Annotated in this window: 12 protein-coding genes and 1 pseudogene; 5 read left to right on the top strand and 8 right to left on the bottom strand. The window is 65.9% G+C overall.

All coding sequences use genetic code 11. From position 1 onward, the window contains the following. Positions 1–4 precede the first annotated feature (4 nt). Complete coding sequence (gene bchO / locus HMH01_RS02685; RefSeq protein WP_171322213.1) at positions 5–895, top strand: alpha/beta fold hydrolase BchO; 891 nt, start codon at positions 5–7, stop codon at positions 893–895. On the opposite strand, the gene HMH01_RS02680 is transcribed toward bchO, so the two are convergent. Beyond that, complete coding sequence (locus tag HMH01_RS02680; RefSeq protein ID WP_216366746.1) at positions 839–2,089, bottom strand: FAD-binding domain-containing protein; 1,251 nt, start codon at positions 2,087–2,089, stop codon at positions 839–841. The genes bchO and HMH01_RS02680 overlap by 57 nt on opposite strands. A gap of 93 nt (positions 2,090–2,182) precedes the next feature. Between HMH01_RS02680 and HMH01_RS02675 the strand changes: the two genes are divergently transcribed. The 3 genes and pseudogenes from HMH01_RS02675 to HMH01_RS02665 all read left to right on the top strand — a co-directional run bounded on the left by HMH01_RS02675 (position 2,183) and on the right by HMH01_RS02665 (position 4,531). Beyond that, complete coding sequence (locus HMH01_RS02675) at positions 2,183–2,554, top strand: thiol-disulfide oxidoreductase DCC family protein (protein ID WP_171322211.1); 372 nt, start codon at positions 2,183–2,185, stop codon at positions 2,552–2,554. Between the two features lie 406 nt (positions 2,555–2,960). After that, a pseudogene (locus HMH01_RS02670) lies at positions 2,961–3,407 on the top strand (flagellar type III secretion system pore protein FliP); the annotation flags it as partial. After that, positions 3,404–4,531, top strand: coding sequence for a flagellar motor switch protein FliG (locus HMH01_RS02665; RefSeq protein WP_171322207.1), 1,128 nt, complete (start codon positions 3,404–3,406; stop codon positions 4,529–4,531). The pseudogene HMH01_RS02670 and the gene HMH01_RS02665, both read left to right, overlap by 4 nt. 2 nt (positions 4,532–4,533) lie before the next feature. Here HMH01_RS02665 and HMH01_RS02660 read toward each other — a convergent pair whose 3' ends face one another. The 7 genes from HMH01_RS02660 to HMH01_RS02630 form a co-directional block, all read right to left on the bottom strand. Beyond that, positions 4,534–4,818, bottom strand: coding sequence for an I78 family peptidase inhibitor (locus HMH01_RS02660; RefSeq protein ID WP_246237258.1), 285 nt, complete (start codon positions 4,816–4,818; stop codon positions 4,534–4,536). 109 nt (positions 4,819–4,927) lie between these two features. Continuing rightward, a complete protein-coding gene (acs, locus tag HMH01_RS02655; protein ID WP_171322205.1) occupies positions 4,928–6,877 on the bottom strand; it encodes an acetate--CoA ligase in 1,950 nt (649 codons plus the stop codon). A 62-nt stretch (positions 6,878–6,939) separates the two neighbouring features. Continuing rightward, the gene (locus HMH01_RS02650) at positions 6,940–7,704 is read right to left on the bottom strand and encodes an ABC transporter ATP-binding protein (protein WP_171322203.1); all 765 of its coding nucleotides are present in this window, start codon (positions 7,702–7,704) and stop codon (positions 6,940–6,942) included. Next, positions 7,701–8,459, bottom strand: coding sequence for an ABC transporter ATP-binding protein (locus HMH01_RS02645; RefSeq protein WP_171322201.1), 759 nt, complete (start codon positions 8,457–8,459; stop codon positions 7,701–7,703). The genes HMH01_RS02650 and HMH01_RS02645 overlap by 4 nt, the downstream gene beginning before the upstream one ends. A 12-nt stretch (positions 8,460–8,471) precedes the next feature. Further along, positions 8,472–9,644, bottom strand: a complete 1,173-nt coding sequence (locus HMH01_RS02640) for a branched-chain amino acid ABC transporter permease (RefSeq protein WP_171322199.1) — start codon at positions 9,642–9,644, stop codon at positions 8,472–8,474. Between the two features lie 6 nt (positions 9,645–9,650). Continuing rightward, positions 9,651–10,676, bottom strand: a complete 1,026-nt coding sequence (locus tag HMH01_RS02635) for a branched-chain amino acid ABC transporter permease (protein WP_171322197.1) — start codon at positions 10,674–10,676, stop codon at positions 9,651–9,653. 87 nt (positions 10,677–10,763) lie between these two features. Further along, positions 10,764–12,107, bottom strand: coding sequence for a substrate-binding protein (locus HMH01_RS02630; protein WP_171322195.1), 1,344 nt, complete (start codon positions 12,105–12,107; stop codon positions 10,764–10,766). A 208-nt stretch (positions 12,108–12,315) separates the two neighbouring features. On the opposite strand from HMH01_RS02630, the gene HMH01_RS02625 reads away from it, so the two are divergent. Then, complete coding sequence (locus HMH01_RS02625; RefSeq protein WP_171322193.1) at positions 12,316–13,653, top strand: helix-turn-helix domain-containing protein; 1,338 nt, start codon at positions 12,316–12,318, stop codon at positions 13,651–13,653. Positions 13,654–13,732: the final 79 nt, after the last annotated feature.

Here is a 13,732-nt window from a genome sequence, read left to right as displayed (position 1 = left end):
GCGGATGGACTGGGCGAAAGACGGGGGCGACTGGCCGAACCGCCAGCTCAGCCGGATGGTCCCGGCGCCGGGCCTGCGCTGGCATGTGCAGCGCGGCGGGTCGGGGCCGCGTCTGCTGCTGCTCCATGGCGCCGGCGCCTCGAGCCACAGCTGGCGCGACCTGATCCCACTGCTGCTGCCCCATGCAGAGATCCTTGCGCCCGACCTGCCCGGCCACGGCTTCAGCAAGCTGTCGCCATCCGGGCGCAGCGGTCTGCCGCAGATGGCCGAGGATGTCGCCCAGCTGCTGCGCCAGGAGGATTTCGCCCCAGATCTGATCGTGGGTCATTCGGCAGGGGCTGCCATCGCGTTGCGGCTGGCCGCCGATGGGCTGAAGGTGCCCCGGATCCTTGGCCTGAACGCGGCGCTGATGCCGTTCCAGGGGCTGGCGGGCCTGCTGTTCCCGCCGCTGGCGAAACTCCTGGTGCTGAACCCGCTGACCGCCCCAGTCTTTGCCCGAACCGCATCCCGCCCCGGCGCGGTGCGCAGCCTGATCGAGGGAACTGGCAGCCGGATCGACGCGCGCGGACTTGCGCTTTACCAGCGGCTCATCTCGGACAGCCGCCATGTCGAGGGCACGCTGCGCATGATGGCGCGCTGGGACCTAGCGCCCTTGATCGCGGCATTGCCCTCGATCGCGACGCAGACGCTCTTTGGCATCGGGCTGCGCGACCGGGCAGTGCCGCCCGAGACCACCATCGCGCAGGCAAGGCGCATGCCGGCAGCCCGCCTGATCCGGTATCCCGACCTGGGCCACCTGATGCACGAGGAGGCGCCGGAACTGTTCGCCGCAATTATCCTATCGTTTCTCGGCGGCCGCGAAGAGGGGGAGGTCGCCGGGGCCGCGTCCGAGTGAGCGCAGCACCGCGGGGATCCTTTCCTTCACCTTGAAGAAACCGGCGGTCGCATGCGGCCAGAAGGCGGCGTCCCAGTCGCGCCGCTGTTCGACCAGCCGCAGGTTCGCAGCCTCGAAGGCCGGGCGCGCCTGGTCGAACCAGTCCCGCACCCAGCCCACCGGCAGGTAGGCGGTCACGATCTCGGTCGCGCCGTGATGCTTCGCGAAGGCGATGACCTGATCGGGTCCGGGCATCTCGAACGCCGCGGCCGCGCCTCCGGCCCGCATGGCGGCATCTGCAAGTCCCGCGGCATCGGCATCGGCAACCATCCGGGCCACGTCGCGCGGGCTGCGCCGGTCGGTCAGCCGCAGCGTGGCGGTGGCCGCCGTCGCGAGTGGCGGCAGGCTTTCGACATGGCCGTCCTCTTCGGTGAGGAGGCGCACCCGCACCGCACCCGGCTTGGGTGTGGCGAAATCCCTCAGCGCCCCGCGCGGCGGGTTGTCGTCGCCCGACAGCGGCGGCGGATCCTGCGCAAGGCCGTGGATCCCGCCAAAGCGCCCCTCGGTATGTTTCGCGATGTTCGAGGACCGCGCGACATAGTTCTTGCCCGGCGTGTGCAGCCCTGCCACCCAGCGCCAGGACAGCGTGTTCGACGCCGGATCGCCGTCCAGCAGATGCCTCAGGAAGAAATCCGCCCCCAGCCGCCAGGGCAGCTTCAGGGTGAAGATCCAGATCGAGGCGAACCACATCCGCGCGTGGTTGTGCAGATAGCCCGTCGCGCGCAACTCCGCGCTCCATGCATCGAAACAGCCGATGCCGGTGCCGCCCTCCTCGGCTTGCGCCAGGGCGCGGCGCAGACCGGCATTGCCCCTCGCCTGCGCCAGATCCTGCGCAAGGCCCGTGCGGTAGCCTGTCCAGACCGATGGCCGCTGTTCCAGCCAGCCCTTGAAATAGGCGCGCCAGACGACCTCCTGCACGAATTTTTCGGCCGCCGAGGGGCTGTGCGCGCCCAACGCGGCAGCGACCACCTCTTCCTCCGTCACCAGACGCCGGCGGACATAGGGCGACAGGCACGAGATGTTGGACCGGTCGCGCGGGCCCAGGTCGTGATTGCGCCCATCGGCATAGGCGCGCCCCATGCGGGGGCGGAACGCCTCGAGCCGCGCCAGGGCATGGGCGCGGGTGATGGGCAGGAAATCGAAGGCGTCGGACATGGCGGCTCTCCCTTGGGTCGCGCCGCCAGATAGGACGCGGTGCCGCGGGCGCAACGCCTTGCGCGCTGCGGACGCAGGGCTATTTGCGGGTTCATGAGCAACAGACCCAACGATCCGCAAGCAGCGGAAGAGATCTATTTCGATGGCGGCTGCCCGATCTGCCGCCGTGAAATTGCGGTCTATCGCCAGATGAGGGGACTGGAGTCGACCCTGTTCACCGATGTGACGGCCCCGGATGCGGTACTGCCCGGCATCGCCCGGGAAGAGGCCCTTGCCCGCTTCCATGTGCGGCGCACGGACGGATCGGTGACCAGCGGCGCACGGGCGTTCCTGGCAGTCTGGCGGGCCAGCCCCAGGCTGCGCCGGATCGCGGTGATCCTGGACCGCCGCCCGTTGGTGGATCTGCTGGAACTGGGCTACCGCGCGTTTCTTCGGGTGCGCCCGCTCTGGCGGCGCGGCGCCTGACGGAAGACCACCTCTTCTTTACGCTTTCGCAAGCGGTTGGAGGCTAGGCCTGTACACGGCCCGCCCCGGAGGAGAATCCCCGCTTGCCCCGCCTGTTGTCCTGCCTGCTTGTCCTGCTGATGGCGCTGGTTCCCCGCGCCTCGTTTGCGGACGCTCGGATCGCGGCCATCTGCGAAGAGGCGGCGCTTCATGCCTCACAGGCAATCGGCGTGCCGTTCGCTGTGCTGCGCGCGATCGCCCTGACCGAGACGGGGCGCACCCTGGACGGGCGGCACCTGCCCTGGCCCTGGACCGTCAACATGGAGGGGGAGGGCAAGTGGTTCGACAGTCCGGAGCAGGCGCTGGACTATGTCCGCACCCGTCACGCTGCCGGCGCCCGCAGCTATGATCTGGGCTGCTTTCAGGCTGGTTCGTCATGGAGCCGGTATTCACCGAGGCCTGGACCACGGCAGTGCGCCCGGCGCTTGACGGCACGATCGACGCGGAAACCGCGTTCCGGCAGGGGATCGCCCCGTTCCGCACCTTCATGGAAGGGCGGACCGATCCCGAAACCCTGCGCCTGCTGGCGCAGTCCTCGGGCCGCGCGCTGCCCGAGGCAGGCGTCTCGCCAGACCTGTCGCTTCTGGTGCCGGGCTTTCTTCTGTCAGAGATCCAGCGCGGCTTCGAGGTCGGCTTCCTGGTCTTCCTGCCCTTTCTCGTCATCGACCTTGTGATCGCCGCGATCCTGATGTCGATGGGCATGATGATGGTGCCACCGGCCGTCGTGTCGCTGCCGTTCAAGCTGGCCTTCTTCGTGCTTGCCGACGGCTGGTCGCTGCTGGCCGGCGCGATGGTACGGAGCTATGCGCCATGAGCAACTCAGGCCGCGACATGGCTCAGCCGGATCCGACCGGCACGCGGCTGATGGTGCCGCAGACCGGCGAAGGCCTGCCGCAGCCCTGGGAGGCGATGCGCGATTCCGCAAGCCAGAAGTACCGCGACCTTACCCCGATCCGGAAGGCGGCGATCATCCTGGCCGCGATCGGTCCCGAGGTGGCCTCGGAGTTCCTGAAGAACATGAGCGAGGCAGCGCTGACCCGCACCGCCATCGCCATCAGCCGGCTGGAGCATATTCCGAAGGAAATGCTCGACAGCGTCATCGCCGAGTTCCTGCTGTCCATCGGCACCGAGGAAGAGGTCTCGGGCGGCAGTCACACCGCCCGAAGGCTTCTGTCCGAGGTGCTCGACGACAACACCATCGAGAAGATCATGCTGGATGTCGAAGGGGGCGACACTCGCCGCGCCTGGAAGCAGCTGAACGACGTCTCGACCGCGGCTCTGGCCAGTTTCGTCGGTGCCGAGCATCCGCAGACAGCCGCCGTGATCCTGTCGGAACTGCGCCCCGACAAGGCAGCGGCGGTGCTCGAGCGGCTGGACCGGGAGTTCGCCCAGCTGACCGTGCTGCGCCTGTCCCCGGTGCCGACCCCGGACCCGCTGGTCGCCGAAATGGTAGAGCGGGTGATCGCCAGCGATTTCCTGTCCGCCCTGCAGCGCACCCAGCGTTCGCGCAAGCCGGCAGACATCATCGCCGGAATGATGAACAACATGTCCTCGGAGGGGCGGGAAAAGTTCCTCGACTTCATCGAAGGAGAGCGGCCGGCACTACACAAGGAAGTGCTGCGCACGATGTTCACCTTCGCGGATATCCGCAACCGCGTCGATCCGCGCTCGATCCCGGTCATCGCCAAGGAAATCGAGGAGCAGACCCTGCTCACCGCGCTCAAATGGGGGCAGGCACAGAACAACCCCTCGGCGGAGTTCATCCTGCAGAACCTGTCGCGCCGGCTGGCAGAGCGGCTGGCGGAAGAACTGTCCGCGATGCCCGAGGTGACGCCCCGCGAAGGGGAAAGCGCCCAGCAGGAAGTGGTGCGTCTGATCCGCGAAATGACGCGCCAGGGCCAGACGCAGATGATCGCCGAGGATGGGCCCGAAGACTGAGATCAGCCGCAGTAGACCCGCGTGACCACACCCTGCGCATCAAGCTCTATGTTCAGTCGGTCGGGCTGGTTGTCCATCGTCACGGAATCACCCGGCCCGATGAAGCGAACCTTCGGGGCGGCGACGGCGATGGCGGCACGATCCGTGATCACATCGCCCACCAGCCCACGCTGGCTTCGCGCATCGCAGGTGTCGGACATCTCGACCGAGCCACCGATGCCGACGGGACCGCCAGCGCCACAGGCCGCGAGCACCCCCACACAGATCAAGGCTGCAAATCCACGCATTGAAATTTCCTCTCGCTGCTCGAGGGAAATCAAGCACGCTGCCCGCCCGAGCGCAACCCGGACGGGGCGCCAGCGGCCGGAACGTGCCGACCGCCGCAAGAGGCCGTTCTCAGTCCCGGTTCATCCGGTTCTCGACCAGGTCCTCGACCACGCCGGGATCCGCAAGGGTGGATGTGTCGCCCAGCGCTCCGTAATCGTTCTCGGCGATCTTGCGCAGGATGCGGCGCATGATCTTGCCCGAGCGGGTCTTGGGCAGGCCGGGCGCCCACTGGATCAGGTCGGGCTTGGCGATCGGCCCGATCTCGCGCCGGACCCATGCCTCGAGTTCCTTGCGCAGATCGTCAGTGGGGGCCACCCCGTTCATCAGCGTGACATAGGCATAGATGCCCTGGCCCTTGATCTTGTGCGGATAGCCCACCACGGCTGCCTCGGCGACCTTTTCATGGGCGACCAGCGCCGACTCGACCTCGGCGGTACCCATCCGGTGGCCGGACACGTTGATGACGTCGTCCACGCGCCCGGTGATCCAGTAGTAGCCGTCGGCATCGCGTCGGCAACCGTCACCCGAGAAGTAGTATCCCTTGTACTGCTCGAAATAGGTCGAAACGAAGCGCTCGTGATCACCCCAGACGGTGCGCATCTGGCCCGGCCAGCTGTCCTTTATGCACAGGACGCCGGTCGCCTCGGTCTCGGCGATTTCCTTGCCGCTTTCGGCCTCCAGCACAGCGGGCTCGATGCCGAAGAAGGGCAGCGTGGCCGAGCCGGGCTTGGTCGCGATCGCGCCGGGCAGCGGGGTCAGCAGGTGGCCGCCGGTCTCTGTCTGCCACCAGGTATCGACGATGGGGACGCGGCCATTGCCGACGACGTCGTTGTACCAGTTCCAGGCCTCGGGGTTGATCGGCTCGCCCACGGTGCCGAGAACCTTGATCGAGCTCAGGTCGCATTTCTCGACAAAGGCGTTGCCCTGCCCCATCAGCGCGCGGATCGCCGTCGGTGCGGTGTAGAACTGGTTGACCTTGTGCTTCTCGCAGACCTGCCAGAACCGGCTGGCATCCGGGTAGGTCGGCACCCCCTCGAACATCAGGGTGGTCGCGCCGTTCGCGAGCGGGCCATAGACGATGTAGCTGTGCCCCGTGACCCAGCCCACATCCGCCGTGCACCAGTAGATATCGCCATCATGGTAGTCGAAGGTGATCTGCTGGGTCATCGCGGCATAGACCAGGTAGCCGCCCGAAGAGTGCACCACCCCCTTCGGCTTGCCGGTCGAGCCGGAGGTGTAAAGGATGAAGAGCGGATCCTCGGCGCCCACCTCGGCCGGCGGGCAGTCGGCGGAAACCTCGGCCTCCATCTCGTGGAGCCAGCGATCGCGGTCCGACACCCAGGCGACCTGCTGCCCGGTCCGCCGCACCACCAGGCAGAGCGGATCGGTGTTCGAGTTCACCAGCGCCTGGTTGACGTTGTCCTTCAGGTTCGTGACCCGCCCGCCGCGCGGCGCGCCGTCGGCGGTGATGACGACCTTCGCCTTGCAATCGTCGATGCGGTTGGCCAGAGCGTCGGGCGAAAAGCCGGCGAAAACCACCGAATGCACCGCCCCGAGCCGCGCGCAGGCCAGCATGGCATAGGCTGCCTCGGGGATCATGGGCAGGTAGATCACCACCCTGTCACCCTTTTCGACGCCCATCGACTTCAGCACATTGGCGAACCTGCACACATGCTCGTGCAACTCGGCATAGCTGATGTGCCGGGCGGCATCCTTGGGGTCGTCGGGTTCCCAGATGATCGCGGTCTGGTCGCCCCGCGTCGCCAGATGCCGGTCCACGCAATTCGCCGCCACGTTCAGCGTGCCATCCTCGTACCAGCGGATCGACACGTCGGGATAAGCGAAGGAGACGTTCTTCACCCTGGTGAAGGGCTTGATCCAGTCGATGCGCTTGCCCTCGTCGGCCCAGAACCCCTCCGGGTCCGCGATCGACCGGCGATACATCTCGGCATAGGTCTCGGCATTCACATGCGCCGCCGCCGCCATCTCGGCGGAGGGGGGATAGGTCTTGTCAGCCATGGCGTTTCCGTCCCTGGTTCGTCTTTTCGATCCGTCCCCGCGCCGGAAGCACGGGGCCAAGCTCAGATGGCGAGATACTCTTCACGCAGCTTGGTGTTGTCCAGAACCTCCTGCGCGGCGCCGTCGAAGACCACCTGCCCCATGTCGAGGATCACCGCCCGGTCGGCCAGTTTGAGTGCCGCGATGGCGTTCTGTTCGACGATGACCGTCGTCATGCCAAGGCTCTTGATCTCTTTCAGGGTGCGCTCGATCTCCTGCACGATCACCGGCGCCAGCCCCTCATAGGGCTCGTCCAGCAGCAGCAGCTTCACGTCGCGCGCCAGCGCCCGGCCGATCGCCAGCATCTGCTGCTCGCCCCCGGAAAGGGTCACGCCCTCCTGCTTGCGCCGCTCGCCAAGGCGCGGGAACAGCTCGTAGATGCGCTGGATCGACCAGCCCACCGGCGGGGCGATCTGCGCAAGTTGCAGGTTCTCTTCCACGGTCAGTCCCGGAATGATGCGCCGATCCTCGGGGACCAGCGCCACACCGCAAGCCGATGCCTGATGCGCCTTCATCTTGTGCAGCGGCTGATGGTCGAGCCAGATCTCGCCATGTCGCAGGGCGGGATTGTCCACCCGCGCGATGGCCCGCAGCGTGGAGGTCTTGCCCGCGCCATTGCGGCCCAGAAGCGCGAGGATCTCGCCCTCGTGCACGTTGAAGCTGACCCCCTGCACGATGTAGCTTTCACCGTAATAGGCCTCGACCGCATGAACCTGGAAATAGGCCGGCTCCTGGCGGTCCTTATGCCCGGTGCGGATCTTGTCGTAATCTGTATCGAGCAGCGTCATACCTGCGCCTCCCCAAGATAGGCTTCCCGCACCTTCGGGTGACCCTTGATGTTTTCGGGCTTGTCCTCGACGATCACGGCGCCTTGCGCCATAACCGTTATCGTGTCGGCCAACGAAAAGACGACGTGCATGTCGTGCTCGATGACCACCTTGGTGATGCCGCGCGTCTCGCCGATATGCTTGAGCAGGTCGATGGTCCTGTTCGTGTCGGCTCGCGCCATGCCGGCGGTCGGTTCGTCCAGCAGAAGCAGCTTCGGATCCTGGACCAGGCACATCGCCATTTCCAGCCGTCGCTTGTCACCGCGCGACATCTCGCTGGCCAGCATGTTGCGCTTGTCGGCAAGTCCCATGTCGCGCAGCGTCTCCTCGGCATGGTCGCGGATCTCGGCCTCGGACTGCACCTTGCCGAAGGGGTTCAGCCGGAACGACCCGTCACGCTTGGCAAAGGCGGGGATCATCACGTTCTCGAGCACGCTCAGGTCGGTAAAGATCTCGGGCGTCTGGAACACACGGCTCACGCCGGTCTGGTTGATCTGGTGCGGTGTCAGCCCCAGCAGGCTTTGCCCATCGAACATCACCGACCCGGTATCGGGCGTCAGCCGCCCGACGAAACAGTTCAGCAGGGTGGACTTGCCCGCACCGTTCGGGCCGATGATCGCGTGGACCGTGCCCTTCTGAACGTTGAGGTTCACGTTGTTCAACGCCTGCAGGCCGCCGAAGCGTTTGTTCACGTTCTGGACCTCGAGGATACCCATTCGCCCCGCTCCTTATTCCGCCGGGGTCGAGGCGGTCGCCTCGCCAGCCCGCTTGCGGGATTTTCCGGATACCAGGTTCATGATGCGCTGCGCCCCCTCCATCAGCCCGCCGGGCAGGAAGATGACGACCATCATGAACAGAACCCCCAGCGTCAGGTGCCAGCCCGAACCGACGAAGGGGCTGACCAGCCATGCCGCCGCATCGCCCATGCCCTGCGGCATGAAGGCGAACCAGCCGTCCAGCGTGTTGCTGTTGATCTTCGACAGGATGTTCTCGAAATACTTGATGAAGCCCGCGCCCAGGACCGGCCCGAGCAGGGTTCCGGCACCACCCAGGATCACCATCAGCACCACCTCGCCGCTGGCGGTCCACTGCATCCGCTCGGCCCCTGCCAGCGGATCCATCGAGGCCAGAAGCGCGCCCGCAAGACCCGCGTACATGCCGGAAATCACAAAGGCGGCCAGCGTGTAGGGCCGGGTGTTGATCCCGGTGTAGCTGAGCCGGTTCTGGTTGGTCTTCACCGCGCGCAGCATCATGCCGAAGGGCGAACGGAAGATCCGCATCGAGATGTAAAACGACAGAAGCATGATGAGCGCGCAGACATAGTAGCCGTAGCTGAATTGCAGCTCATAGCCGAAGACGGTCGGATTCCAGAACACATCACGCATTTCCAGCCCGAACAGCATCGTCACCGGCAGCGATCCGTTGGACGGCCCGTCCAGCACACGCGGGTCGGACAGCAGGATCTGCAATCCCGTCTCGCCGTTGGTGATCGGGGTCAGCACCGAATAGGCAAGGTTGTAGCTCATCTGGGCGAAGGCCAGCGTGAGGATCGAGAAGTAGATCCCCGACCGCCGCAGCGAGATGAAGCCGATCAAGAGGGCGAAGAGCCCCGAGATCACCACCCCGAGCACGATGGCCGGAACGATGTTCATGCTGAGTAGCTTGAACATCCAGACCGCCGAGTAGGAACCGACACCCAGGAACGCAGCGTGCCCGAAAGACAGATAGCCGGTAAGCCCGAACAGGATGTTGAAGCCGATCGCGAAGATCCCGTAGATCGCGAAGCGCTGCATCAGGTCGGGATAGCCTGCCCCGAACGGTGCAAGGATCAGGGGCGCGGCCAGGGCCGCGATGGCCACTGCAACAAACAGCAGCGCGTCGTTGGTCTTTGTGCTGGTCATGGCCGGTTACTCCATCACGCCTTTGCGGCCCATCAGGCCACGGGGCCGGGTGAGCAGGATGACGACGGCGACAAGGTAGATGATGATCTGGTCGATGCCGGGGATGATGGCCTTGACTTCGTTCATGGCCGAAAAGCTTTGCAGGATGCCCAGCACGAAGCCCGCGGCGACGGCGCCGGGGATCGAGCCCATGCCCCCGACCACGACGACCACGAAGCACAACACGAGGAAGTCCATCCCCATGTGATAGTCCGGGCTGACGATCGGCGCATACATCACGCCGGCAAGCCCGGTCACGATGGCCGCAAGTCCGAACATGGCCGTGAAACGCTTGTCGATGTCGATGCCAAGAAGTCCGACCGTCTCGCGGTCGGCCATGCCGGCGCGCACCACCATGCCGAAGGTGGTGTAGTTGAGCAGAAGGATCACGCCGCCGATCAGCACGACCGCGAAGATGAAATAGACGAAGCGCCAGATGGGATAGATGACCTGGTTCGCCTCGAAGCCCAGCCACAGGCCGATATCGAGCGCCCCGCGCAGCGCATCGGGTGCTGGCTGCGGGATCGGGTTGGCGCCGAAGATCGCCTTGATGATCTCCTGCATCACGATCGCAAGGCCGAATGTCACCAGGATCTGGTCCGCGTGCGGGCGCTTGTAGAAATGCTTGATCAGGCCACGCTCCATCGCAAGGCCGACCACGATCATCACCGGGATCGCAAGCAGGATGGACAGGGGCACCGAATAATTGATCAGCGTGGCGCCGAAATCGCCAAACCATGTCTGGACGTAGGGCGTCTCGACCTTGAGCGGGTTGCCCAGGAAGTCGGTTCTGGTCGGATCGACGCTGACGGTGGACAGCCGAAGGATCCGGTCCATGACCACGGCGCAGAAGGCGCCGACCATGAAGAGCGCCCCATGGGCGAAGTTGACGACCCCGAGCGTGCCGAAGATCAGCGTCAGGCCCAGTGCGATCATCGCATAAGCGCTGCCCTTGTCGAGGCCGTTCACGATCTGAAGGAGAATGGCGTCCATGGAGTGTTTCCCGCTTGGATGGGCCGTCCGACAGGACGGCAGGACCGGCCGCCCCGACGGGACGGCCGGCCGGTCACGCGATCCGGATCAGGCGCCGGGGTTGCAGGCGCCGAGATCGCCACCCTGGAAGTCGGGGTGGTCCACCGGGTAGCCGGCACGCTCGGCCGGGACGATCTCGACGATCTCCAGCAGGTCGTACTGGTCGGTGGGGTTTTCTTTGCCGCGCACCACCAGACACTGCTTGATGCACTGGTGATCCTCGGCCCGGTACAGCGTCGGACCGTCGCCCAGGCCGTCGAACTCGTAGCCCTCCAGCGCCTCGACCACGGCACAGGGGTTGAACGAACCGGCGCGCTGCACGGCGTCCGCGTAAAGCAGCGCCTGCACATAGCCTGTATGGGCCGCCTGGCTCGGCGGGGTGCCATACTTCTCGCCGAAGGATTTCACGAAGGCCTTGGTGCCGTCATCCTGCAGCTTCCAGTCCCAGTTGGCCGAACCGAAGATGCCGCGCACGTTCTCGCCCGCACCCTGCGCCATCAGTTCCGAGTAGAGCGGCACCACGATCTCGAGCGGCTTGCCGTTCACCTCGCGGCCCCGCATGCCGAACTGCACCGCCTGGGTCAGCGAGTTGACCATGTCGCGGCCGTAATGGTTCAGGATCAGCACGTCAGCGCCGGAATTCAGCACCGGCGTCAGATACTGCGAGTAGTCGGTCGCGCCCAGGGGGGTCCGCACGGCGGCCACGGTCTCCCAGCCCATCGCCTCGGTGTAGGTCTTCATCGACCCTTCCTGGCTCCAGCCCCAGGTGTAGTCGGCAGTCAGGTGATAGGCCTTGCGGTCGGTGCCGTAGTTCGCCTCGAGGATCGGGGCCATCGAGCGGCCCGACATCTCTGTGTTGAAGAAATGACGGAAGCCGTTGCGCTTGCGGTCCTTGCCGGTGGTGTCGTTCGAGTGGGTCAGACCGGCCATGAAGATGACGCCGGCCTCCTGGCAAAGACCCTGCACGGCGATCGCCACACCCGACGACGAGCCGCCGGAGATCATGACTGCGCCGTCCTTCTGGATCATCGACTGCGCGCTCGCGCGGGCCGCATCGGACTTGGTCTGCGTGTCGCCGGTCACATAATCGACACGCTTTCCAAGGATCCCGGTCCCGTCCAGCACCTTCGAGGTGAAGGTATTCAGCATGCCACCGTCACCTTCGCCATTGAGGTGCTCGACCGCCAGCTGGTAGGCGCGCAGCTGGTCGGCACCCTCATCGGCATAGGCGCCCGTCTGGGGCACGTTGAAGCCCAGCACGACGTTCGAGCCCGTCGGCTCGTTCGTGAACGCGCGGGCAGAGCTGGTGAAGATGGTGGGCATCGCAAGCCCTGCACCAAGCACGGCGCCCGATTTCAGCAGCCCACGGCGATTGAGTTTGTTTCCAGACATTCGCGATCCTCCCAAGGATATCTTCTATCGACCACAGGCGGGCCGGTGCTTTCCTGCACGCCGCAGTATCGCGCCGGACCTGTCAATCACGCAATAAATCATTGCGCATGAACAGTTTTTTTGTAAAATTTTTGCATAGCTGCACTGCAACATTGTAAATTACTTTACCTTGCGTCGCAGCAAGCACTTGATTGGAAAGGCGCTCGCCATGGCCGCATCGCTTGCCGGAAGTCGAATCCGCGAGGCTCGCATCCGCATCGGCATGACCCAGGTGGCGCTGGCGCAGGCCGTGGGGATATCGCCATCCTACCTGAACCTGATCGAGCACAATCGCCGCGGAATCGGCGGCGCGACCCTGAACGCCATCGCCGAAACGCTGGGCCTCCGGCCCGCCGACCTGTCAGAGGGGCGCGCCCCGGGGCTGGTACCGGACCTGAAGGCGGCAGCCGCCGAACACCCCGAGGCAGGGGCGGACCCGCAGACCGCCGAGGCGCTTGCCGGGCGCTTCGAGGACTGGGCCCAGCTTCTGGTGACGCTCAAGACCCGGGACCGGGACCAGCGCGGCGTGATCGCGGCGCTGTCCGACCGCCTGACCCACGACCCGTTCCTGTCGGACACCGTGCACGCGATGCTCTCGAATATCACCGCGATCCGCTCGGCCGCCGGGATCATGACGCAGGTCGCCAATATCGACCCGGCACAGGGGCGCCGCTTTCTCGAAAGCATGCACGCGGAAAGCGAGCGCCTGTCAGAGGCGGCGCAGGCGCTGGCCGACTACCTGGGCGCGGCGGCGGCGCGCACGGACCTGGCCGCCACCGCCGAAGAGACGCGCGACCAGTATCTCGCGCGCAACGCCTATGTTTTCCACTGGCTCGACGAGGCGGCAGAGGACGCGGCAGCCCGGTCCGACACCGATTTTACAGGCACCATGGAGTCGGCGATCGACGCCCATCTGGCCACGGACGTTCCGGGGGGTAGCGGACAGCACCTGATCCGCGCGCATCTGCTGGCATATGCAGCGGATGCGCGGGCGATGCCGCTGCACCGTTTTGCCGAAGCCGCAAGCGCGCACCGCTTCGATCCGACGACGCTGGCGCAGGCATTCGGCGTGGATATCCCCGCCGTGTTCCGCCGCCTGTCGGTGTTGCGCCGGCCGAAGATCGACGCCCCCGACTTCGGGCTGATCGTCGTCAGCGCATCCGGCTATCCGCTGCTGCGCCGCCCGCTGGCAGACTTCGCGCTGCCACGGCACGGCAATGCCTGCCCGTTGTGGCCACTTTTCCAGGGCTTTGCCCGCCCCGGCCAGCCGATCCTCGAACGTATCCGGCACGATAATGGCGCAACCTTCGTGACCTGCACCCATGCAGCGCCCCGTACCCCGCCCCGCTTCGGCCAGTCTGCGGACATCGCCGCCTCCATGCTGATCGCGGGCGAGCGCGACCTGCCCGACCTGCCCCCGATGCCCCTGCGAGAAGTAGGCACCGCCTGCAGGATCTGCACGCGGCAGGACTGCACCGCCAGAGTGGAACGGCCCCTGATCGGGTGAGTTGCGCACCCGGGGGATGTTTTCCGTGACAGCGCGCAGGCGAGTTCGTAAAACATTTGGATAACAGCGGAAAAATCCG

Origin of the sequence: Halovulum dunhuangense (genome assembly GCF_013093415.1) — a bacterium.
Classification (GTDB): Bacteria; Pseudomonadota; Alphaproteobacteria; order Rhodobacterales; family Rhodobacteraceae; genus Halovulum; species Halovulum dunhuangense.
The sequence above is the reverse complement of the archived record's forward strand: the minus strand, read 5'-3'. Positions and strand labels throughout refer to the sequence as shown.